The sequence below is a fragment of the Sphingobium sp. FG125 genome (assembly GCF_057809795.1).
Genome location: NZ_JBMDKQ010000013.1, coordinates 63,948 through 86,849, shown reverse-complemented (window position 1 = coordinate 86,849; position 22,902 = coordinate 63,948). Strand labels below are relative to the sequence as shown.

The 22,902-nt window shown below is 60.8% G+C and carries 20 protein-coding genes and 1 pseudogene; 5 read left to right on the top strand and 16 right to left on the bottom strand.

The features are described from left to right. Positions 1-218: 218 nt before the first annotated feature. Positions 219-1,301, top strand: a complete 1,083-nt coding sequence (locus tag ACODSR_RS13690) for a sensor histidine kinase (RefSeq protein WP_169574382.1) — start codon at positions 219-221, stop codon at positions 1,299-1,301. Positions 1,302-1,595: 294 nt separating this feature from the next. On the opposite strand, the gene ACODSR_RS13685 is transcribed toward ACODSR_RS13690, so the two are convergent. The 11 genes and pseudogenes from ACODSR_RS13685 to ACODSR_RS13635 all read right to left on the bottom strand — a co-directional run bounded on the left by ACODSR_RS13685 (position 1,596) and on the right by ACODSR_RS13635 (position 12,084). Next, complete coding sequence (locus ACODSR_RS13685) at positions 1,596-2,726, bottom strand: site-specific integrase (protein WP_235955124.1); 1,131 nt, start codon at positions 2,724-2,726, stop codon at positions 1,596-1,598. A 666-nt stretch (positions 2,727-3,392) separates the two neighbouring features. After that, positions 3,393-4,112 (bottom strand): fused MFS/spermidine synthase, encoded by a 720-nt coding sequence (locus tag ACODSR_RS13680; RefSeq protein ID WP_489055938.1) that lies wholly within the window; start codon positions 4,110-4,112, stop codon positions 3,393-3,395. Between the two features lie 378 nt (positions 4,113-4,490). Then, positions 4,491-4,688, bottom strand: coding sequence for a hypothetical protein (locus tag ACODSR_RS13675; RefSeq protein ID WP_489055939.1), 198 nt, complete (start codon positions 4,686-4,688; stop codon positions 4,491-4,493). Positions 4,689-4,769: 81 nt separating this feature from the next. After that, entirely contained in the window at positions 4,770-5,972 is a 1,203-nt protein-coding gene (zapE, locus tag ACODSR_RS13670) for a cell division protein ZapE (protein WP_489055940.1), read from the bottom strand. Next, positions 5,969-6,463 (bottom strand): DUF983 domain-containing protein, encoded by a 495-nt coding sequence (locus tag ACODSR_RS13665; protein ID WP_489055941.1) that lies wholly within the window; start codon positions 6,461-6,463, stop codon positions 5,969-5,971. Before ACODSR_RS13665 ends, zapE begins: the two co-directional genes overlap by 4 nt. A 119-nt stretch (positions 6,464-6,582) precedes the next feature. After that, positions 6,583-7,761 (bottom strand): acetyl-CoA acetyltransferase, encoded by a 1,179-nt coding sequence (locus ACODSR_RS13660; RefSeq protein WP_489055942.1) that lies wholly within the window; start codon positions 7,759-7,761, stop codon positions 6,583-6,585. Positions 7,762-7,981: 220 nt separating this feature from the next. Beyond that, complete coding sequence (locus ACODSR_RS13655) at positions 7,982-8,164, bottom strand: hypothetical protein (protein WP_489055943.1); 183 nt, start codon at positions 8,162-8,164, stop codon at positions 7,982-7,984. 44 nt (positions 8,165-8,208) lie between these two features. Then, positions 8,209-9,367, bottom strand: a pseudogene (locus ACODSR_RS13650) (acetyl-CoA C-acyltransferase). 44 nt (positions 9,368-9,411) lie between these two features. Beyond that, positions 9,412-9,867, bottom strand: a complete 456-nt coding sequence (locus ACODSR_RS13645; RefSeq protein ID WP_489055944.1) for a GNAT family acetyltransferase — start codon at positions 9,865-9,867, stop codon at positions 9,412-9,414. Between the two features lie 304 nt (positions 9,868-10,171). Then, a complete protein-coding gene (locus ACODSR_RS13640) occupies positions 10,172-11,773 on the bottom strand; it encodes a phosphoenolpyruvate carboxykinase (RefSeq protein WP_489055945.1) in 1,602 nt (533 codons plus the stop codon). Between the two features lie 35 nt (positions 11,774-11,808). Further along, positions 11,809-12,084 (bottom strand): hypothetical protein, encoded by a 276-nt coding sequence (locus ACODSR_RS13635; RefSeq protein ID WP_489055946.1) that lies wholly within the window; start codon positions 12,082-12,084, stop codon positions 11,809-11,811. Positions 12,085-12,445: 361 nt separating this feature from the next. Between ACODSR_RS13635 and ACODSR_RS13630 the strand changes: the two genes are divergently transcribed. Then, on the top strand, positions 12,446-12,757 hold the full coding sequence (locus ACODSR_RS13630) for a helix-turn-helix domain-containing protein (RefSeq protein WP_489055947.1): 312 nt from the start codon (positions 12,446-12,448) through the stop codon (positions 12,755-12,757). A gap of 146 nt (positions 12,758-12,903) precedes the next feature. On the opposite strand, the gene ACODSR_RS13625 is transcribed toward ACODSR_RS13630, so the two are convergent. After that, positions 12,904-13,815, bottom strand: coding sequence for a fused MFS/spermidine synthase (locus tag ACODSR_RS13625; protein ID WP_489055948.1), 912 nt, complete (start codon positions 13,813-13,815; stop codon positions 12,904-12,906). 251 nt (positions 13,816-14,066) lie between these two features. On the opposite strand from ACODSR_RS13625, the gene ACODSR_RS13620 reads away from it, so the two are divergent. Both ACODSR_RS13620 and ACODSR_RS13615 read left to right on the top strand, forming a co-directional pair. Next, entirely contained in the window at positions 14,067-14,375 is a 309-nt protein-coding gene (locus ACODSR_RS13620) for an alkylphosphonate utilization protein (protein ID WP_489055949.1), read from the top strand. Between the two features lie 23 nt (positions 14,376-14,398). Next, positions 14,399-14,788, top strand: coding sequence for a DUF167 domain-containing protein (locus ACODSR_RS13615; RefSeq protein WP_489077245.1), 390 nt, complete (start codon positions 14,399-14,401; stop codon positions 14,786-14,788). A gap of 1 nt (position 14,789) precedes the next feature. Here the strand turns inward: ACODSR_RS13615 and ACODSR_RS13610 are convergent, their stop codons facing one another. The 4 genes from ACODSR_RS13610 to ACODSR_RS13595 all read right to left on the bottom strand — a co-directional run bounded on the left by ACODSR_RS13610 (position 14,790) and on the right by ACODSR_RS13595 (position 21,695). Beyond that, positions 14,790-16,451, bottom strand: coding sequence for a Na+/H+ antiporter (locus tag ACODSR_RS13610; RefSeq protein WP_489055951.1), 1,662 nt, complete (start codon positions 16,449-16,451; stop codon positions 14,790-14,792). 466 nt (positions 16,452-16,917) lie between these two features. Next, the gene (locus ACODSR_RS13605; protein WP_489055952.1) at positions 16,918-17,679 is read right to left on the bottom strand and encodes a spermine/spermidine synthase domain-containing protein; all 762 of its coding nucleotides are present in this window, start codon (positions 17,677-17,679) and stop codon (positions 16,918-16,920) included. 140 nt (positions 17,680-17,819) lie between these two features. Further along, complete coding sequence (locus ACODSR_RS13600; protein WP_489055953.1) at positions 17,820-19,484, bottom strand: SulP family inorganic anion transporter; 1,665 nt, start codon at positions 19,482-19,484, stop codon at positions 17,820-17,822. 1,032 nt (positions 19,485-20,516) lie between these two features. Beyond that, complete coding sequence (locus ACODSR_RS13595; RefSeq protein ID WP_489077243.1) at positions 20,517-21,695, bottom strand: site-specific integrase; 1,179 nt, start codon at positions 21,693-21,695, stop codon at positions 20,517-20,519. A 138-nt stretch (positions 21,696-21,833) separates the two neighbouring features. On the opposite strand from ACODSR_RS13595, the gene ACODSR_RS13590 reads away from it, so the two are divergent. Then, positions 21,834-22,871: a hypothetical protein gene (locus tag ACODSR_RS13590; RefSeq protein ID WP_489055956.1), complete on the top strand. Its 1,038-nt coding sequence runs from the start codon at positions 21,834-21,836 to the stop codon at positions 22,869-22,871. The last annotated feature ends 31 nt before the right edge of the window (positions 22,872-22,902 follow it).

Sequence of the window (22,902 nt, the reverse complement as noted above, 5' to 3'; positions counted from 1 at the left end):
CGCATGCGGGACCACCGATAGCAAGCTCGAAGATCCAATGTCGTCGCCTAAAATAGGGTAAGCATAGGCAAGGCGTCGGCAGCGTGGTAGGTTGATTTATCACCCGACCTCCTCTGCAGGCGTCCTGTGACAGAGGGATCATCGTGCCTTCGCCTGCAAGTGCAAGGCCGGACAATGACGTTTGCCGATTCCCTCAACATCGCAACGGGCTGACCGGAGTGCCGACAACACTTCCTGTGCGGAACCTCGAAGAGGCGAATCTGCTCGCTCATGCGATTGTGAACACGATCCCCGAGCCCTTTCTCGTCCTCGACGCCGATCTACGGGTGCTTGAGGCAAGCCGCTCCTTCTACGAGATTTTCAAGGTTGCGCCTGGGCAGACGCAGGGCTGCCTGCTCTATGCTCTTGGCCATGGGCAATGGGACATTCCCGCGCTGCGGTTGCTGCTCGAGACGATATTGCCTGAACGAGTAGCAATGGACGGGTTTGAGGTCGATCACGATTTTCCGGTGATTGGCCACCGCATCATGCTGCTTAACGCCCGCAAAGTCCTGTACGACGAGAGCGATACCATGGCGATTCTTCTCGCTTTTCGCGACGTGACCGAACGGCGCGCGATCGAACAGGAGAAGGAAGCCCTGCTTAAACGCTCGGAAGAATTGCGGCGGCAGAACGAGGTTTTGCTGCAGGAGATGAAGCACCGCGTCGCCAACAGCCTTCAGATCATCGCCAGCATTTTGATGCTGAAGGCGCGGGCGGTTTCCTCCGACGAGACGCGTTTCCATCTCCAGGATGCGCACCAACGGGTAATGTCGGTCGCGGCTGTGCAGCAGCATCTCGACATGTCCGATGGCATCGACCAGATCGAGGTCGGCAACTATCTCCAAAAGCTATGTACCGGTCTTGGCACGTCGATGATCGGCGACAGCCAGCCCGTAACGATAACCGTGAGCTCCGACACCGGCATGATCCCGTCAGCGAAGGCAGTGAGCCTAGGGTTGATCGTCACCGAGCTCGTGATCAATGCGCTCAAATACGCCTTTCCCATTCATCACCCCGAAGCAACGATCGATGTGCGCTATGCGATCGATCAGGACGATTGGACGATGATCGTTTCGGACAATGGTGTCGGCAAAGATGCCGACAAGCCGCCGAAGGCCGATGGTGGCCTCGGCACCACGATCGTGGCGGCGCTCGCTAAGCAGTTGGATGCCAAAGTCACGATGACGACCAGCCCGGCAGGATTCAGCGTTACTGTCGCACGCGCAGCGGCAGCGACACCGCTGCTGCAGGGGGCTTAACCGCGATGCGTAAGGAGCCGTTGCCAACGCCTTTACCCGCGTTTCGTTTTCTCGCCCCCGGTGCCTTCTCGCCGAAGCGGAACGGTCGGCAGCGGAGCGAGTTGCGCATGCCGCGCTGCCTTCTTTCACCCTTCTGGGACGATTCGGGATCTCGGGCGTGCAGCGACCCAATCCGAACTTGTTCCCGGCGCTGATTCCTTGTTCACCGTGGCCTAGGCGCTACGCCACGCGCCACCCTGATGGGCGCAAAGCACTGAGATGCGCGGGTTGAACTACTTGTCGTCTTAACGATGGTCACCCGATCTTCGCCATTAGCCGCCCGGCGGCGCCGTGCTCCGCAGCCAAATTCCGGTTATAGGAAAGCGGCATACGAGGAGATTTCCACCGCAGTGCGTCCATGATGCCGGCAAGATCCTCGCCGCTCGTAAACAGATCCTGATTGAGCCCGACCCGCGTCGAATGCGCGCTGATCCCCTTGAGCAGCCGAGCAAGATCGTCCGCCGTCAGATCCGCGAGCGCACCGGCATCGAAGGCCCGCTGGATCATCGCTCGATAGACCTGTCCGACCGACGCAGGGTGAAGCGCCCCCTCCCCGACATCGTACTCGACCCGCGCTGGCACCGCCCGCTTTGACAGAGCCTTGCGCAGATCCCAGGTCTCACGCCCGGAGATGCTGTCAATCGACCGGCCCCGCACTGCCGCCTTGGCTTTGTAGCGCCGCACGTTCACGCGCCGAAACACCGCCCCCTTCTCGATCCCGGCCGCCTCCAGCCAGGCTGCGATCGCCCGCACCGTTCGGGGGCTGAGGTAGGCGGTTGCCCCCTCCCCGTCCTGATCGCCTTTGCTGCGCGGGATGCTCAACAGCCGCGCCTCGGCATCGATCGCCTCAATGACATGCTCGACCTGAATCGCCACGAGTTCCGAGGCGCGAAGCCCGGTATCGTAACCGGCCGACAGCAGCGCGCGATCGCGCAGGCCCGGAAGATCGTCCGCGCAGCTTTCGAGCAGCGCCCGCACATTCAGGCCGCGGGGCTCATCGCGCTCGACATTGCGCACCGGCCCCTTGAACCGCAGCGGCCGGGCCTGCTTCTGTGCCGTTCCAAGCCGGCGACGGATCGCCTGCAGTCGGAGCTTCACCAGCGACGCCGGCGTCGGATCCTTGAGATCGAGCAGCAGGTGGATCCTGGCGATCGACGCCTTGTAGCGGCCAAGCGAGGCCGGCTTGCTGCCCTTCTCCGCGCGGGCGTCAAGATAGTCCGCCACGGTCTCCGGAGTTGCTGGGAGCGATATGCGGTTGTGACGCCGGCACCAGAGATCGAACGCCTCAAGGTCGGACTTGAGCGCGCGGATGCTGTGGGGCGAAGACGCTGCCTGATATGCGGCGATCAGCGCTTCGTTAACGACGATGGGCTCGCCGGCGCGCATCTTCACGATTGCCCAGGAAAGATCGTCGGCCGACGCCGTCGGCGCTGGCACGGCTTCCCCCGTCAATAGGGCGTTGTCGTCGAGGTGTGAGGGCTGATCCATCGGAGCGATGTGTAGCGCACCGTATAAAGAGCCGTCAAATATGGACCTGTGATAACTGTATTATCAAAATGTGCATATTGATGAATCACATGTTTTCATCGACTTAACATACCTATTATTAACGCGCCGGAATTTTGTAAGCACCATTTAAATGTCCCATCCCACTATTGTAGCTATCCTCGACGCGACTGTCCCAGCTGCTGGCAAAATTCCTCCAAGAACTGTCACCATCGATACGCCGGGACCCAACACGAGCAAGCCGGGCACGAAGGCAAAGCCGCGCTTTCGCACATTCGTGACGAGATCGTCTGCCCCGTTGAAGAGCCCTGCTGACCACGGTTATCGCTCGCGTGCCCTCAATTGCTGTTGAATGCGCCGACCGATAGATCGCAGAAATCCTGAGTTAGGGCCGCTAAACGCGGAAATGGTCTGTTCAAGCGCGGCTTTCGATAAAGATAAACTCTGCCCCTTGCGGGCAATGACCGTCCGGTTGAGACTGCCGATCGATGGCACGCTGACCGCGTTGCCGGCAAAACAATGTTCGACCCGCGCCTGATTAAGCAGTCAATTCGGATCGTCGCCCCACAGATTGACAACCAGAAGTCCTCCCAATTGGAGGCGCCTGAAGCAATGAAGGTAGAATTCTGTGCTGCACAATTGCGAGGGCTGTCCGCCGGCCGTAAACCCGTCGAGAAGGATGACATCCGGCCTGTCGGAGGACGAACGGACATGCCGCGCGCCATCATCGCACAGGGTGCGAAACCTATCACTCTCTGCGGGGACGAAGAAATGATCGCGCAACGCGATCACGTCTGGATCGATCTCAACGACCGTGATGTCGCTTCGCGGTAATGTATGGCGACAATATTTTGCAAGCGACCCGCCTCCGAGCCCTATTATTTCGACCTGTTGGGGCGCGGGCGCGAAGAACAGAAAGCCCATCATCGCTTTGGTGTAGTCGAGGGTCAGCTTGAGCGGATTCGCGATGCTCATCCCGCTTTGGACGCAGGTCCAATCGAAATGCAACGACCGGATGTCGCCACTTTCCGAGACGAACGGCTTGCCCGTTTTTGGATCCCCGACGGTCGCTCGGCCAGGCCATATTCCTTCTCGCCGCAGAGACTGGATGTGTTTCACCAAAATCGCTTCGAAAAGACGATCGGACCCGCTGTCGGCGTGTTTGCGCACGCAGTTCCACGCGCCAAAAAGAGCGGCGACGACCCCGGGCTTGTCAGCGGTCGCCACGATGGTTCCGCGGGCTTGAGCATGCAGCGACAGGGTCACAAGGCCAAACCGGCCCGAGACACGCCCCGATGGCTGAACGCCTCCGAACGAGCGTGCTGACCGTTGAGCCGTTCCAGGCATTGCTATAGTATGCGAACCGGAAAATCATGGCGACCAAATTCCTCACTGTTCTGGTCCAAGGTGACCCGTCATTCGAATGGGAAGTGGCGTTGGAAGACGTTCCACTTGACTGGGACGACGCCAGCGGCGCGTCCGCGGATCTGCTTGTCTGCTGGGTCAGGCAGTCGAGGCCTATCCGCCTGAAGATTGGCGCCGCGAGATCATCCTTTCATGCGGCCCGGGCGGATGGCGGAAAACTGGCGCGTTCGATCACCGTAAGGTGCCCGAACCTTCCTATCCCAGGTGGCGACCAGGGGATTAATGACGCATCGCCTGCATTTCTTCGAACTTTGCCGCTTTTTCGTACATTTCCTGCCAAGCCGCGGCAGCGCGCATGAGCTGGTCTCGGACGTTGGGAAGGTTTTGGGCCTGGGCGTCACGGCGACATCCTTCCGCGCGAGACATAAACAAAGAACTATTGCGTAATGTGGCTTTTACTGGCGCTTCATGAAGCATCTGACAGATCTCCGATCATGTGATGTGAAAGGTGTCGTTCAATTGGTGCTGACATCGTTTCTGTTTGGTTTGAAAAGTTGGTCACGCGCCATGTCCTTTGGCGAGATAGTCTTGCGAGCCCATCTCGTTGAGGCGTGACACGGTGCGATCGAACTCGAAGGCGTCGTCGTCGGCGTTATAGAGGGCGTCGGGCACGGCATCGGCCGCCGCCAGCAATTTGACGCTATTCTCATACAGCGTGTCGATCAGAAGCTTGAAGCGCGCGGCCTCGGAGCGAAGGTCGGGACCCAGCAAAGGAATCCCGACTAGGATGAGCGTGTGGTAGCGATGCGCAAGCGCGAGATAATCCGGTATCCCGCGCGGCTCCCCGCACAGGCGCTTGAACGAGAAAACGGCCACGCCCTTGAGCGCCTTCGGCACGAACATCTCCCGTCCCCCGCGGACCGTGATCGTTTCCGACGGGACGTTGTCCCGATCTTCGACCGGAAAGTCGGTCAGACGGAAGAAGGCGCGGCTGAGTGCCTCCGTCGCCGCAGGCCCGTTCGGGACATGCCAGGTCTGAAACCCACCGAGGCGCTGCATCCGATAATCGATAGGACCATCAAGCGTCAGTACATCGAGCCGCTCCCGAAGGAGCGCGATAAACGGCAAGAAATGTTCGCGATTCAGCCCATTTTTATAGAGGTCTTCGGGTGGGCGATTGGACGTTGCGATAATCGCGACGCCTCTCTCGATGATCCGCGTGAACAGCCGCGACAAGATCATTGCGTCCGCTGAATTGGTGACGATCATTTCGTCGAACGCGATCAGCGCAACTTCGGAGGCCATCGCCTCCGCGACAATAAGGACGGGATCGCCCTTCGCGGCGGCACGCTCAACACGAAGACGATCATGCACTTCCTGCATGAACTCGTGGAAATGCACACGGCGCTTGTTGGGGATGTCGACGCACTCGAAAAACAAATCCATGAGCATCGACTTTCCGCGGCCTACGCCTCCCCACAAGTAGGCGCCGCGAGGAACCGGCGCCTTCGCACGCGAAAAACGAGACAGTAGCCCGCCACGTTGAGCAGGCGTTTCCAGCTGGGCAACGAACCGTCCGAGATGTTCCACGACCTGGCGCTGCGCGGGATCCAGTCGGAGCTGGGCCGTCGCGATCGCGTCGTCATATCGGTTGAGCAGTTTAAGCGATGGCAAAGCGATGTCCCGAGAGATCGACAAGGAGTGAAGCACGGATGGCCGTCTCCGCACGAGGGTGGTGACTGTCGCACCGGCCAGCTTCATTTTGGAAGCGTTGGGTCCTCGTCTTGTGAGGGAGGAACCGCCGGTTTGTTCTCGAACCCGTGCATGCCCAGCCACCATTGCAACGCGATGATACCCCCTTTGGCGGGTTGCAGCAGCGCAAGCATCAAGGTCAACGCCAAGGGCAGGATGATCGCGACCTGCGCCGCACTGGAGAGATTCGCGTCGCGCACGAGAAGGATGATGATCGGGGCCATGATGTGCCCGGTCAGCAGGATTGACACATAAGCTGGAAAGTCGTCGGCGCGCTGATGGCTCCAATCCTGACCGCATGCCGGACATAGCGGAAGCGGCTTCAAGAACTGCGGGAAGAGCTTGGCGCCAGCGCATTTGGGGCAGAGACCACGCGCGCCACGCCCGACCGCCTCCCAACCCGATTGCGGAAGCGGCCCTTTCTTCGGCGGGTCATTCCTGCGCTTGGGGGGCGGCACGTCAGACCGACGATCAAAGGGCGTTGAAAAGAAGTAAGTCATGGTGCTCCGCGTGGCTTGTGACGGCATGGCTCGCTTTGCTCCACTGATCCGGGTTCGGGACATTCGCCCGCGTCGCGACGCCGGTGCCACACGGGATACACGTCGACTGGTCCTCCTCATCACGCCCGCAGCGGTTCAAGGATCGAAACGCAGTTGGCGACGGCGCCACCGCCCATATTGAAACACACGCCAAGCTCGGCGCCGGGTACCTGCATATCGCCCGCTGTCCCGGTCAACTGACGCGCGGCAAGGACGTGCATGGACACGCCCGTTGCCCCGACGGGATGTCCTTTGGCCTTCAGGCCCCCCGAGAGGTTGATCGGCAAGCGGCCGCCTCGTTCCGTTTGTCCCTCGGCAACAAGCTTGCGGGCGTCGCCTGGGGCGCACAGCCCCATCGCCTCCATGGTGAGCAGCTCAGCGATGGTGAAACAGTCGTGCACCTCGGCGAAATTCAGGTCATGAACCGTTATTCCGGCGGCCCGGTAGGCGCGCTCGAAGGCATGGCGTGGCCCCTCAAACGCTGCGAGATCCTTGCGCGACATTGGCAGGAGGTCATTGACCTGCTCGAACGCGCGGAACCCAACCGCGCGTTGCAACTGCTTCACGACATCCGCATGCGCGATCACGACGGCAGCGGCGCCATCGGAGATCAACGAGCAATCCGTCACTTTGAGCGGTGCCGCGATGACGGGGTTGCGCTCCGACGCGGTCAGGCAAAACTCGAGTGCCATCTCCTTGCGAAGATGCGCCAACGGGTTGCTCATTGCATTGTGATGATTTTTAACGGCGATCCGTGCCATCGTTTCGGTCGGGTCGCCGTATCGTTCGGCATAGGCTTTGGCGAACTCGGCGAAGATCGCTGGAAAGGAAAGTTCGCCCTCTTCTGCCTGATAGCTCGCGCCCGACAAGGCGCGCGTAACGCCAGCGGTATCAAGGCCGGTCATCTTCTCCGCGCCGACCACGAGCGCGATCCTGACCCGGCCGCTCTGGACGGCGTCGAGCGCCGAGTAGAGCGCGGCGGAGCCGGACGCACATGCGTTCTCGCAGCGAGTTGCAGGCTTGAAGCGCAGCGCCGGGTCGGCGCCAAGCACCATCGACGAGCAGAAAGCGTCCGGAACCATACCAGAGTTGAAATGACCAAGCCAAATGGCGTCGATGTCTTTGGCATCGACGCCTGCGTGCGTGATCGCTTCGCGCGCCGCGGTGACGATGAGGCTTTCCAAGGTTTCGCCTGACAGCTTCCCGAAGGGGGTGTGGCCCCAGCCGACGATCGCAGCTCGATTCTTCAGTTTCGTCATCTATCCCTCGCAACCCATTGCTGAAGTCGCAGGGTTTGACCGACCCGATGCCTTCGACACCCCCTTGCAGAGGTGTTGCCACGCCTTGATCGCTACGCACTTCATAGTAGATATATAAAGCAGATTAGATAGTATGTGAAGTAGCAATGATGAGGTATAAAACATCATATTAGATTTTAGCGATTGAAGCTGCCGCTGCCAGGGGGGCGAACCGAGAAGCTCAGGGGCGGGGTTCGTTGTCCTGATCCGCTGCGCTGGTGCGCTTGAGTTGCTCCAGTCGCGCTTGCTCTGCGCGATCGCGGAGTTCCTTCTGCTGGTCATGCCAGCGCCCACCCGCCAATGTGGGGATGATGAAGATGATCATCAGGATCACACAGATCAGGCCGATCCAGAAGTAGATCATGCTGTTGTCTCCCTTCCTGTTGCGATGGGGCGGGTTGCCGGTTGCTACTGGAGGCGTTCGATGATGATCGCCGGCGCCATGCCACCCCCCGCGCACATGGTGACCAGGCCACGTTTGAGATCGCGGCGCTCAAGCTCATCAAGCAGCGTGCCGATCAGCATCGGCCCGGTCGCGCCGATCGGATGACCAAGCGCACACGCCCCCCCGTTGACGTTCACCGTGTCGCGATCGAGATCGAGGTCGCGCATGAACTTCTCTGCCACCACCGCGAAGGCCTCATTGACCTCCCAGAGATCGATATCCTCCTTGCGCAAGCGAGCCTTTTCTAGGACCCGCCGTGCAGCGGGAACCGGCGCGTTGAGCATCAAGGTCGGGCAATCACCCATATTCGCCACCATCACGATGCGCGCGCGCGGTTTCCAAGCCAGACCGGGATATTTCTGATTGATCAGCTGCCTGAACGTGGGGCCGCCCTCAACGAGAGCATGGTCGGCGATTGCCGCGAAACTGGGCTTCAGGCCCGCCAGTGTCTCGGCTGTCGTCTCGGGGCGCGGATATTCGTCATGGTCGAGCGCGACGCTGCCGTCTTCGTTGAAAACGGTGACGAGGCTCTTGGCGAAGCGGCCCTCGCGGATGGCAACATCGGCGCGGCGTTGGCTTTCGAGGCCGAGCATATCGACATCCCGTCGGGTGATACCCTCGCGGGCGGCGATGGCGTCCGCGCATACGCCTTGGTTGGACTGCGGATGGATCTGCTGGAGCGCGGGATTGCCCGATCCCATGCCCATTGGTTTAAGACCACCGGCGGCCTCTTCGGCCGCGATCTGGGCGTGATACGACATCATCTCGATGCCGCCAGCGACAACACAGTCGGCAAGACCCGAGATGATCTGCCCGGCCGCGAGATTGACGCCGGTGATTCCGCCGCCGCAGAAGCGGTCGAGCGTCACCCCGCTGCTTGTTGGATCATACCCTGCCAGCAGAGCCGCCATGCGACCGAGGTCCCCGCCCTGCTTGCCCTTCTGCGTGCTGGTCGAGCAGATGAACGTCGACCTCCGCGGTATCGAGATCGTTGCGTTCGGCGAGCGCGCGCAAGACCGTCGCCCCAAGATGCTGGGGATGGAGATGGGCCAGCGACCCCTTGCCGGGCTTTCCGATGCCGCGCGGCGTCCGCACGCTATCGATAATATACGCAATGCCCATGGCAATATCTCCTGTTGGTCCGTGCGGTGCCGCGCTGCGGACAATCAACTGTGATGCGGACGCGTGTCGGGCTCGTCACTTTCAAAGCGCTTGGACAGCAGCACGACGCTGCCGATCGCGTAGCCAAGCTTTTGGTAGAAGCGGACGGTTTCGCGATTTTCGGATCGCACCATCAGCTGGATCTTGGGAATACCGAGTTCTTCGATCCAGGCCTCGCAAGCAGCCATCATCTGCCCGCCAAAGCCACATCGCTGATGGCTCGGAGCAACAGCCAGATAATACACCCAACCGCGATGACCGTCGCTTCCAACCATTGCTGTCGCGATCAGGGTCTCGCCCAAAAAACCGCCAAGGATCGTCGAGGTCGGTGTGGCCAGCGCGCGCTCGGCATCGGATTGCGGATTATTCCACGGACGAATGTGGTCGGTGACCCACCACAGCGCGATGACGGCCTGAAGCTCTGCGGCCACGACCCTTCGAATCTTGAGGATCGAGGCCATCACCACGAGCCGTGCCGAGACCGATCGCCACATTGTGGTTCACGGCGATCGCACCGGCCAACCGCCTTTTGGCGCGAGGAACCCTCGCCATTCGCGCTACGCCAAGCAACATCACGAACAGGTACGATGCTTCGTCTAAAGCCGCTGTGGAATCGATAGCCAGTGGCCCAAGACTTCAGCTGCTCCCGAAACAAGGGACCGCGAGAATTGTCGTGATCGAGACGCAACGCGCGTCGATCACGCGATCGGCAGATGATGTGCGACGGGCGATCGGCTCCAGAAGGGAATTGAGCGGCTGTCACGCTTAGGCAGCGACGGCTGGCGCAGCGTCCCGAACGGATTGATCGACGGCATCGGCGAATTGGCCGAAATTCTCAACGAACAGCGAGACGAGCTTAGCGGCCGTCGCATCATAGGCTGCCGGATCCGCCCAGGTCGACCGCGGGTCGAGGATGGCATCGTCAACGCCGGGGACTGCTACCGGGACCTTGAAACCGAAATTGGGATCCTGGCGGAATTCAACATCGTTCAGGCTCCCATCGAGAGCAGCATTGAGCAAGGTCCGCGTGACTTTGATCGGCATCCGCCGGCCCGTGCCATATTGCCCGCCGGTCCAGCCCGTGTTGACGAGCCAGCAGTCGACAGCGCCCTTGGCGATGCGATCTCGCAGGAGATTGCCGTAGACCGAGGGGTGACGGGGCATGAACGGCGCGCCGAAACAGGTCGAGAAGGTGGCTTCGGGTTCCGTGACGCCAATTTCGGTCCCGGCGACCTTGGCGGTGTACCCCGACAGGAAGTGATACATCGCTTGCGCGGGCGTGAGCTTGGCGATCGGGGGCAAAACGCCGAACGCATCGGCGGTCAGCATCACGAGATTGCGCGGCACCGGCCCCATATTGTCGTGCGACGCATTGGGGATGAAATCGATCGGATAGGCTCCGCGCGTGTTTTCGGCGAGCGTCGCATCGTCGAGGTCGAGTTGGCGCGTGTCGGCATCCATCACGACATTTTCGAGAATGGTCCCAAACCGTTTTGTCGTTGCGAAGATCTCGGGCTCGGCCTCGGCCGACAGCCGGATCATCTTGGCATAGCAACCGCCTTCGAAGTTGAACACAGCGGTGTCCGACCACCCATGTTCATCATCACCGATCAAAATGCGGCTGGCGTCGGCTGAGAGCGTGGTCTTGCCGGTCCCCGACAAGCCAAAGAAGATCGCCGTATCGCCATCGGAGCCGATATTTGCGGAACAATGCATCGGCATGACGCCAAGCGGCGGCAGGACATAGTTGAGGATCGAGAACACGGCCTTCTTCATCTCGCCGGCGTAAGCGGTGCCCCCGATCAGGATGGTCTTTCGTGTGAAGTCGACCGCCACGATCGTTTCCGAGCGGCAACCATGCCGCTTCGGATCCGCCTTGAAGGAGGGGAGATCGATGATCGTATACTCGGGCGCGAAGGCCGCCAGTTCCGCTGTGTCGGGGCGCACCAGCAATGTCCGAACAAATTGCGAGTGCCAGGCCAGTTCGGTGACGACGCGGACATTGACGCGATATTCGGGCTGCGATCCACCGAACAGATCCTGGATGAACACCGTGTCGAGTGTCGCGAGATGGGCAAGAAAGTCACGCTGCAGGACGTCGAAATGATCAGGCGACATGCCCTGATTGATCTTGCCCCACCAGATCGCTTCCTCGGTAATCCGATCGCGGACGATGAATTTATCCTTCGCCGAGCGACCCGTATGGGCACCGGTCTCGACGACCAGGGGGCCGTTCTCGGCTAGACGGCCTTCTTCGCGTCGCAGTGCGGCTTCCACGAGGAAGGGGACATCAGCGTTGTGATGAACGACAGTCCCGGATTCGAAGCTAAAGCCATCGAAAGCAGGTGCGCCAGCGTTGAATCCCATCGGTATCTCCGTTTCACAAGTCGATTGAAAAGATGTCAGGCCGCGTCGCGAGGGGGGCGACCAGAGACGATGCGGGCGGCCTCTTCCAAGGCAAAACCCAGCTCGAACATCAGCTCGGCCGCTTCCGATGCGGTCAGGGCCATGTCGACGGTCCCGTCACCGGTGCGCACCTCGAGGATCACCGTCCGCGCGCCGCCAGTATGGCTGGTGTCGAGCGCTCGTGCCGACACACCACGCCCGCGAACCCGCGCGAGCGAAACAACAGATCCGCGCTCGGGCAGCGAATTCGAGGAAGGAGCGGTGCCGCTCATGCCGCTGCTGTCCAGGCTGGCGACCGACTGGAAGCATTGGGGCCGGGATGTGCTACAGGCCAGCTGACGAACATCATTGACTTGCGTACCCTTCCCTTACCAAGGACCGGCGGAGCCGACCGAGTCTGCTGCACTGCGGTAAACGCATGCACTGCTAATATATGACATATGAAGATGCATCTTTAAAGTGGCATGATGATGCTTTAAACATCATGCTGTAGACCGATGGCGCGAGATGCTTCGATCTTGATGCTCGGGCCACCGATAACAGCGTCATGAGATAAGCTGCACCTTTACATTCATGTCTGAGACATGCATATCTATAGGTTCACCATCACCGCCGCGTTGAGAGGTTTTCGGGATGATAACATCGGCGCAAATGCGAGCCGCGCGTGCCCTTTTGGGCGTCGACCAACGTGAGCTCGCCGAAATGGCAGGCCTGTCGCTACCGACGATCCAGCGCATGGAGGCGTCTGACGGTCAGGTCCGCGGTATCATCGATACGCTGATGAAGGTCGTTGACGCGCTTGAGCGTGCCGGTGTCGAGTTGATTGCTGAGAATAGCCCGAGCGTCGGTGTCGGTCGCGGCGTACGCTTACGGGAGACGCAGCCCCGGCGGGTCGCCGTGGCAGTCGCCGCCAACGAGGGGCAAAGTATCGGGGCCGGCAGCTAAGCCTCGGCGGTGTGGACCGAGGGGCGTGCCAGTGGGTCGTCGTATGGCACGCAGGCCAACAGCTCGCCGAGCGCCCGCTTCGCCTTCCGTGAGCTGGTGTGACATCCGCAAATCGTCAGGTGGGCATGAGAGATGGTTGGGGCGCATCAACCGCTGAACGCTTCTTCGGCGAGGCGATCAACCGCCCGTCGGATCCGCCCGCCGATTGCGGGCAAAAACGCAGCCTGGCGTTGCGGAAACTGCTCAGCGATACTGGAAATCTCCTGTCGGCTGAGGTCGAGGCCCATCGACCTTCTGGCTATCGCGGCTTGATTGGTGCCCCCTTCGGTTGGTGCAACAATGAGCCTTCCGTCAAAACAGACCCGCAAGCGCGTGATATGGTGGTGGACATTGTGATCGCCTCCCCAAAGATTTGCGATCATCACACCGCCCGGGTTCAGTCGATCGCGGCAATGCCGATAAAAGGCGGCTGAGCAGAGCTGCTCCGGTTGTCCGTAGATGTCGAAGCCGTCCACGAGCAAGACGTCCGGGCGCGCGTCCGAGTGTCGGACATAATCGGCGCCATCGGCATGGATGACCCGAAAGCGCTCGTCATCGCGTGGCACAAGAAACCGGTCGCGTAGCGCGATTACATCGCCATCGATTTCCACGACCGTAATGTCGGTCCGGGGAAGCAGGTAGTGGCAAAGCTTCGCAAGCGAGCCGCCGCCTAGACCGATCATCTCGATACGGGCAGGGCGGGGATGGTACAGCAAAAACCCCATCATCATGCGGGTATAGTCGATCGTCAGCGCGAGCGGGTCTTCAGTGTCCATCTCGCTCTGGACGGTGCTCCAGTCGAAATGCAGCGACTGGTATTTATCTATCTCGGAGATATAGGGGGTTTCGGCCGGCGCGAGAAGGTCGGCATGCCGTCCCGGGAAAAGTCCTAGTCGCGCAAGGACGCGGATGTCCGCGCTCGAAAGGCCATCGATGTCCGACACCCCGTGACATTCGTCTGGGAGGGGAACGATGTCCCACTCATCCCGGAAGGCGTCGCTGGTGAAAGGGTTGGTCATTGATGAAGAGTATCCCGTCGTCCGCAATGTGACCGGCACGACGCGACTGATGGCTAGCGAGCGGGGCCGTCTTTGCGGCATCGGCTTCGAGGCGTCGCACCCCACATGGTTCTTTGTAGATGATGTGCCAAACATCATGACTGCGCTATAGCATATTGATTCCGATTTTGATACGTCAAGGGCCATGTATCAAATCGGCTCTGCCATCGCGTTGAAGGCGACAGCAGCCACATTGGGATCAAGGCTTCGCGATGAGCGGCTCGGATGAATATGTTTATGACGAAGCAAGCGGTGAATGGCGGCCAGCGGCCGAGTTGACCGCTGCCGACATACCAACCGATGCCGCCCACATTGTTCGGGACAATGTGGGCAATGTCCTGGCCGATGGTGACAGCGTGATCCTCGTCAAGGATCTGAAGGTCAAAGGCACCAACCAAACCTTGCGGCGGGGCACCGTCATCAAGTCGATCCGCCTCACCGACGATCCGCAGGAGATCGATTGCCGCCATGAGAGCATCAAGGGGCTCGTCCTGCGCGCGGAGTTCGTCAAGAAGCGATGATCAGCGCCGGGCGAACGCCCGGCTTGAAGACCATACAAAGCGGCAAGGTCCGCGTTTCAAGCGGTGGTTGCATGGCGCAGGGTGAGCGACGTCCAGCGAGTTCTGATCGAAACGGCGACGACCGCTTTTTCTGGTGGGACGGTACGACGCTCGTCGTCAATATTCTTGGCAAACCAAGTGCGCGCGAAGATGCGATCGGCAAAGTCCGCGGTCGACAGCTCATGGTGAGCGTCACCGCAGCACCGAAGCTAGGGCGCGCCACAGACCATATGGTCAGGTTCCTTGCCAAACATTTCGGGGTGCCTGCGTCGGCGATTACAGTCGTTTACGGACGAATGAACGTCAATAAGCAGCTTCGGATCGAAACGCCGTCGCAATTGCCGGCGGTCTTTCAGCATCTTTCATTGCTTTAGATCAGAATTTTGCCGTCCGTCCTGCTCCCGCGTCTTCGCCCGAATATCGCGCCTCGAGATGATCAAGTTCCCGGATGATCTTGCGCGCCGCCTCGCTCCCGAGCTTACGCGTCCGCATCTTGCGCAGGATTTCGGTGCGCTCAGCCCTGAGCGCCGCCAAGCGCAATTCCCGCTCGATCGAGTCCGCCCTGCGCGCAAGGCTTGACGTCTCAGCGTCATGCGAGCGGCTCTCGATCCGTTCGCGATACTCGTCCATGATCCGACCGGCGGTGGACACATATAGATCGGCGTCCTTCCGGCCCTTGGACAAACGATGTTGCACCCGTTCGATCTCGGCGATCGCCGCTTCGGCTGCGGCAACGCGCGCGCGATCATCATCTGCTCTGGCGGTCGCGGCGAGCGGCAAATCCAGTGTCTTCAACAGCAAAGGAAGACCCAGGCTGCCTGCTAGCAATGACGCAATGATCACGCCCATGGCCAGGAAGATCGCCAGGTCGCGTGCTGGAAACGGCGTGCCATCCGGCATCATCAACGGAAGAGTGAGGACACCGGCCAGGGTGATCGCTCCACGGACACCCGCAAACGTCATGGCCATGATCGTACGAAACCGGGTGGCCCGGCTCGCTTGACCGTCGCGAAAGACGGTCAGATGAAAGGACGCCCAAACCCATGCAAAACGTAGTGCCGCCAGCCCGATCGTGATGGCCAGGATGTAGGCCAGCAACCACCACGGCGTGTGATGGCCCGTTGTCCGCACGGTCACCGCCGCGCCTTTGAGGATCAAGGGGAGCTGCTCACCGAGCAACACGAAAATGATGCCGTTGGCGGCAAACTGGATCATGTCCCACACAGTGTTTCGTCTGATCCGAGTCACCGCCAAGACCGGTCCGGACGTTTCGGCAAGTCCCATCGTGAGCCCTGCGGCGACCGCCGACAAGATTCCTGAGCAATGGATCGACTCTGCCATCAGGTAGGCGCCAAACGGAATCAACAGGCTGATTAGGATATGAGACCCGCTGTCCTCACCGAAGCGTGCCGAGATCTTCGACTTTATGCGGGTCACCCCCCACGTCAGACTGGCCCCGATCATGACGCCGCCAAACGCCATCCATACAAAACTCAGCCCCGCTTCTGGAAGCGAGAACGTGCCGGTCAGCGCGGCGGCGACGGCGAAGCGCAGGCACACGAGTCCCGACGCATCATTAAGCAGCGATTCGCCTTCAAGTATGTGCATCAGGCGTCGCGGGATCGGCACGCGTTGGGCGATCGCTGACACTGCGATCGGATCGGTCGGGGAGAGGACGGCAGCGAGTGCGAATGCGGATGCCATGGGCATGCCGGGAACCAGCCAATGGATGAACAGGCCGGCGCCGAGCACGGTGAACAGCACCAAACCGAGCGCAAGCGCCAGGATGGTCGCGCCATCCCGCGATAATTCTTCTCGCGGAATGCGCCAGCCATCCAGGAAGAGGAGCGGTGGCAAAAAGAGCAGGAAGAAGATTTCGGGCTCAAGCGTGACATGGAATGTGCCGGTGACGCCGATCAACGCGCCGATCCCGATCTGAAAAAGTGGCCGAGGCAGAGAGAATGGAACCATCCGCACGGCCGCGCCGCTTGCGGCAACCGCGAGGAGAAGGATGAGTATGGTCGCTATGATCGCCAAGAAAGTATCGTTCCGCCATGCAAATCAGTGAATTTGTGGATGGTGCCACGCGCTCGGAAAAAACAACGGGTAGCCAGGATATCGCGTCAGCGACCTACGGACCAGTTGATCTGAACGGGATGCGCTAGCGATTAAACACCGTCAGTCTCCCGCCCCACCGCGATGCCAGCCACGGGCCATCTTCATACTTAGCTTAGCTTGCGAAGATCGATCCCCAGAATCGATCCGATCGCAACGCGACGAAAACTCGAATCTCGCCGGAAGCGCTCGGCGGCGCTACGCCGCCACTGACGCGTCGGACCCTGAGAGTAAAAAAGATAGTCTATGTCCCGCCCGGACAGCTTTTCTGCGTCGACAGCGGCGCGGCATGACCGGTCATCTTGAACAGGTCCTTCGACCGAGAAGGTTCGCGCGGTGCGGTCGAATATGATGACGAGGAAGTTGGCGGTGGGTGGACGCACCACCATTACCCTAATGGATCGCTGGTCGCGAAAGCCCGCAGTCGGAGCAGAGGCCGGAGCCGGGGCGGCTCAGCGATACGCTTCGCGACATCCGGCAAGAATGCCGCGTGACGCCTGCCATGCGCACGCAGGACGGCGTCATAATCGGGAACAGGCGCCGATCGGCTGCCTTTCACCGCAATCACAATATGATTGCCCCCGTCCCCGGCGGGCACAACGATAAGACCCTTGCGGAAGCTGTTCCGCAGGCGACTGGCGCAAAGCTGATATTGCTCCCAGACGTTGACCACCAGCACGCCGCCGGGAGCCAAATGATCGAAGCATTGGTCGTAGAACGCTTGCGAGCATAGCTGGGGCGGCTGCACATTTTCCTGACAGACATCGATTAAGAGGGCGTCCGCCTGTTCTATGCTCGCTCGAATATAGTCCGCCCCGTCTCCCACGAGAATTCGGAGCCGATCGTCATCGTCGGGAATGCAGAATCTCGTGCGCATCGCGACGACCGCTTCGTTAATTTCGACAGCGGTGATGCAGCTCGACGGCACATGGCGATAGCAATATTTGGCCAGCGAACCACCGCCGAGACCGATGATATCGATCCGCTTGGGCTCTGCCCGAAACAGCAGAAAGCCCATCATGACCCGGATGTAGTCAAACTCGAGACGCAGCGGATCGCTTAGGCTCATCCAGGTCTGTACGAGCCTGTGGTCGAAGCGAAGAAAGCGCGCATCGCCGCAATCATCTATATAGGGTGCTCCGGGCGACACGCGTGTCCTCATCTTGCATTCGAGCAGCGGAGTTGTGGCCGCTGCATGGCCGTATCTGGAAGGCCGCCTGACAAAGGCGAGCGCCGCGACAACACCGCTTGGTGGCGCGGTTTTGATGTGCGCGCGAACGCCCGCTCATCTCAGCGGGCGGGTTCGGCGGCTTGTCGAGCCAGCTTGAGCGCTTGGGCGAAATCGTCGGCATAGCTGACGCGACCGTTGCCGTACCCGAGGTGGACGCGCCGAAGCATTTCCAGGGGCTGTGGCCGCACGCCCGACAGGATCACTTTGATATTGGCGCGCGCCGCCTCGTCGACGAGACCTTCGAGTGCGGTTGCACCCGAGGCGTCGATCATCGGGACCAACCGCATTCTCAGGATGATGACGCGGGGCTGCTGGCCCATCGCGCGAAACGTATCCATGAGACCACCGACGACACCGAAGAAAAACGGCCCGCTCATCCTGAAGATCTCGACACCAGCTGGCACCGTGTCGCGCTGATGGGGATCCTCGGCATCGTCATCCGATCCGGCGCCAATCTCGACGGTCGAGCTCATCCGCGCCATGAAGATCAGAGATGCGAGGGTCACACCCACGCCGATCGCCGCGGTGAGGTCGACCAGCACCGTCAGGCCAAAGGTCAACAGCAGGACGATCCGGTCCCCGTTGGGCATCCGGAGATAGCCGAGAAAATGCCGATATTCACTCATGCCCCAGGCGACCATAAACAAAATAGCGGCCAGCGCGGCCATCGGAACGAAGGCCATCAGTTTGGAGCCAAGCAGGATGAACAGCAGGATGAACCCTGCGTGCGACATGCCAGCGATCGGCGAACGCCCGCCGGCCTTGATGTTGGTAGCCGTCCGCGCGATCGCGCCGGTAGCCGGCAGTCCGCCAAACAGTGCCGAGGCGAAATTCGCGACGCCCTGGCCGACCATCTCCTGATTGGAGCGGTGGCGAAATCCGGTCATGCCGTCGGCGACGATGGCCGAAAGCAGGGACTCAATTCCGGCGAGAAAGGCGATCGTGAACGCGGAGGGTAGGACATCCTGCACCTTTGCCAGCGAAAAGGCTGGAATGTGTGGTAGGGGAAGTCCAGTCTCCAGATGCGGGAAACGTGTGCCGATCGTGTCTACTGGAAGACCGAACACCGCGACAATGATCGATGCAAGCACAACCGCGACCAAAAAGCCCGGGATCCGGGGTGCAAACTTGCGGAGAATGATAATGGCCGCGAGCGAGCCGCCGCCGATGACGATCGTTGTGACGCTCAGACTACCGAAGGCGTTGAAATACGCCGCCCATTTCGGCAGAAAATCCGCTGGGACTGCCGCCATGCGCAGCCCAAGAAAGTCCTTCACCTGACTCGAGGCGATGATCACGGCAATACCGGCTGTAAACCCCGTCACGACCGGATGCGGGATGTACTTCACAAGGCCGCCAAGCCGCATGTACCCAGCGACCATCAAGATGATTCCCGCTAGCAAAGTTGCAAGGACTAGGCCGTCATAGCCATGCTTGGTGATGACATTGAAAACGATGACAACGAACGCGCCGGTCGGCCCGCCGATCTGGACGCGCGAACCGCCAAGTGCCGAGATCAGCAGGCCCGCGACAACCGCCGTGATCAAGCCCTTGTCGGGCGTTGCCCCGCTGGCGATCCCCAACGCCATCGACAGCGGCAAAGCGACGATAGCCACCGTCAGACCGGCCGTCACGTCCACGCGGAGTCTCGCGGCAGTATATCCTTCGCGCAAAACCGAGAAGAGCTTTGGGGTAAACTCGCGCGGAATTGCCTTAAGCGTCATGATCAGTCCTCTTCGGGACAATGCCGTTATCCGCGATGCGGCGGTTTGAACGTCTGACCTCAAGCCGCGCCGTGGCCCTCCGCCCTGCTTGATGGCACTTCCGAGACGATCGCGATGCGTCCTCGCCCATCTGGGAACAGATCATCATTTCAACGGAGCCTCCCAAACGGCGAGAATGATGTTTCATGCATCAGAATTAAGATACTTAGCACCAATAGGAAGTATGATGAAGCATTTCTGATGCATTAAAGCGCATAAGCCGCGGCGCTCCGGCATCGCCGTAGATCAGCCTCCAACCGGAAATCTTCGTCCAATCCTTTGCTAGGGGCCCATCACGCAATTGCGTTCAACGTGCGTCTTGGCCTAAATGCCCCCGCCTGCGGAGACGAAGGCGGAGGCGTCGAACCTTCAAAAGCGAGAGCCGGTGCCAGCTATGGAGGCCGGGTGACGGATGCGCCTGTCTCGTTTCAGGTTTCGAACATCTGGTTCTAGCGACGGCCCGTCTCAATATCCTGAGCGCGCCGCCGATTATCCAGCTAAAATCCTAGGCCCAGTCATTGCGATCGTTCCAAGTGGCTGGCGATGATAAGGAACACGATCTCGATACCGAGATAGAAAGTTCATCCTGTAATTTCGGCCGACTATAGCGACGTTCTGCCCATCGCCTGCTTTGCCGTAATCGAATTTTCGGAGAACGACCGGCTGATTGGCACTATCAGCTGTGCACTCAGGAACATGGCCGCGCGCATGGAACGTGCCACGGCGGAGTTTGACAGCGCTCTGGCATGTACGGCACCCCCACCGTTGAATCCAGTCACGATGCGGCAGCGATCATCGGTCGATGGCTCCTGGCCCTGCGGAAGCTGGCTAGCGACCAGTTTGTCGAAACTAGCTCCCTGGGCTAACAAAGCAGCCCCGCTTCATTGCGTCGCTACATATGCCTTGAAGCCATATCGCGCGAATATTGCGAGGCCCTCGCTCGAGAGCGACGACAAATCTGCCCGCCGATACCCTCGCCGACATAATGGAATTTTACCCAATCTTCGCCATCAGCCTCCCGGCAGCCCCTTGCTCAGCCGCGAGATTTCGATTGTAGCTGAGCGGCATTCGCGGCGATTTCCACCGCCCCGCGTCCATGATGCCGGCGAGATCCTCGCCACTCACGAACATGTCCTGCGTCAACCCTACCCTCGTCGAATGTGCGCTGACTCCCTTGAGTAGCCGCGCCACATCGTCGATCGTCAAATCCATCAAGGCGCCTCGCTCAAAGGCCTTTCGGATCATTGCCCGCCAGATCGGTCCAATTGAGCCAGGATGGAGCGTTCCCTCCCCCACGTCAAACTCCACCCGCGCCGGTACAGCACGCTTGGGCAGCGTCTTGCGCGCTTTGTAGCGCCGCACTTGCACGCGCCGGAACAGCGGCCCTCTCTCGATCCCCGACGCCGCCTGCCAGGCGGCAATAGCGCGCACCGAGCGCGTCGACAAAAAGGCTGTTGCCCCCTCCCCGTCCTGGTCCGCCTTGCTGCGCGGGATTTCGAGCAGCCGCGCCTCAGGATCGAGCGCGTCGACAATATGCTCCACGCACACGGCCACCAGCTCGGAGGCGCGCAGGCCAGTGTCATAGGCTGTGGAGAGGAGAGCGCGATCGCGTAAGTCCGGCAGATCGTCGCCGCACGCCTCGAGCAGCGCACGGATGTTGAGCCCGCGCGGCTGGTCCCGCTCGACGTCTTTGACCGGACCTTTGAACCTGAGCGGCCGCGCCTGCGCCTGCGCCACCCCCTTCTCCCGCCGGATGCCCCGCAAGCGCAGTTTGACCAGCTGAACCTGGGTAGGGTCTTTGAGATCCAGCAGCTGGTGGATCTTGGCGATCGACGCCTTGTAGCGCGATAGCGACGCGGGTCGGCTCCCTTCCCCGGCCCGCGCGTCGAGATAGTCGGCGACCGTTTCCGCTGATGCCGGCAGCGCCATCCGACTGGTGCGCCGGCACCAGGCGTCGAACGCCTCGACGTCAGACTTCAACGCGCGGATGCTGTGGGGCGAGGACGCGGCTTGGTAGGCGGCGATCAACGCCTCGTTGACGGTGATGCGCGCGCCGGCGCGCCTCTGCATGATCGTCCAGGCGACGTCGGCCGGCGTCCTGACGGCCGGCAGGGCCGCTTCAGCCGCCGCTACAGCGGTTTTCGGCCCTTCCAGGGCGGTTTCGGTGCCCATGATGCGCCACGCTCCTCGGCGGCGCTTGTACGTCACGTTATAAGGAAGTGTCAATTCCGCTTATGTGATAAGTGCAATTATCATAGGTCCATATTTAAGGAGCAACAGCATGATAGACGCTAAGGCTACTTTGGGGATATGTTTAACGTCATGCCTGCTGCCATCCCAGACCTGTCAGAGCCAATCTGGACTTCCAGGCTCGTCGCCCGTCTGGAACGGGCGGCAGCGGCGATAGGCCGTCTCGATGCCCGTGTTTCTGCCAGTCCTGCCGCAGCGCCATGGCAGCGACGCGCCACCTGGACGGGCTATTCCACGGCGCTGCAGGTGCAGGGCGCCGAGATTGACGAAATTGATATTTTCGGCCGGGAATGCGCCGTCAATCTGCCCGGCCGCCCGCCGATGCCGACCAATCTGGACGATCGTGATGCGCTTCCGATTTGGCAGCGGCAATTGGCCCAGCGCGAATCCCGTTATTGGCGAGACGAGCTCGCGATCTCAACGGACATCCCAGAAGATTGGAGCCAGCGGCCAGCCCTCCTCCGCGCGCTTGAGATTACGGCCAGGCGCTCCCGCGCAGACAGCACGATCACGCCGTGGCTTGCCGTCCCCGGGCTCCTGCGATCGATGAAGATAACCCAGACCGTGCTGCCGTGCCTGACCATTGGCGACAAGGCGCTTCGCCTCTCGCCGCGCGACACGCAGGCCATCGTCCTGCGTAACCTCCGGTCGCTTACCGATCGGGCGGAAGAGGGGCTGGTGAGGCTCCAGGCGCTCGAGGAAGACCGTTTACGCGCCGCCGCAGCCCTCCATGGCGCGCACCGTCCTGGCAAACTCCTGGATTTGCTCAGCCTTGTCCAGTTTGTCCCCGTCGTCAGTCCTCGCATGCTTGCCCGGCGATTGGACCTGACGATCTCCGGTGCCGGCAAGCTGCTTTCTCGCGCGGCAGAGCTGGACCTTCTAGTGGAAGTGAGCGGTCGTCAGGCCTGGCGAACCTACATGACGCGCGATCTGGCTATCGCCTTCGGGTTTGGTGTCCGTCCGGTAGGGCGCCCCCCTGCCCCGCCCCAGGCGCTCCCAGATTTTGTACCCGCGCTCGCAGAGTTTGATCGTGAAATGGCCGAACTCGATTCGATGCTAGCTGGCCTCGGTATCGATGTCTCGGCTCACCACCACTGATTGAGTTGCAGCGGGGCGGACCGCTCGATGT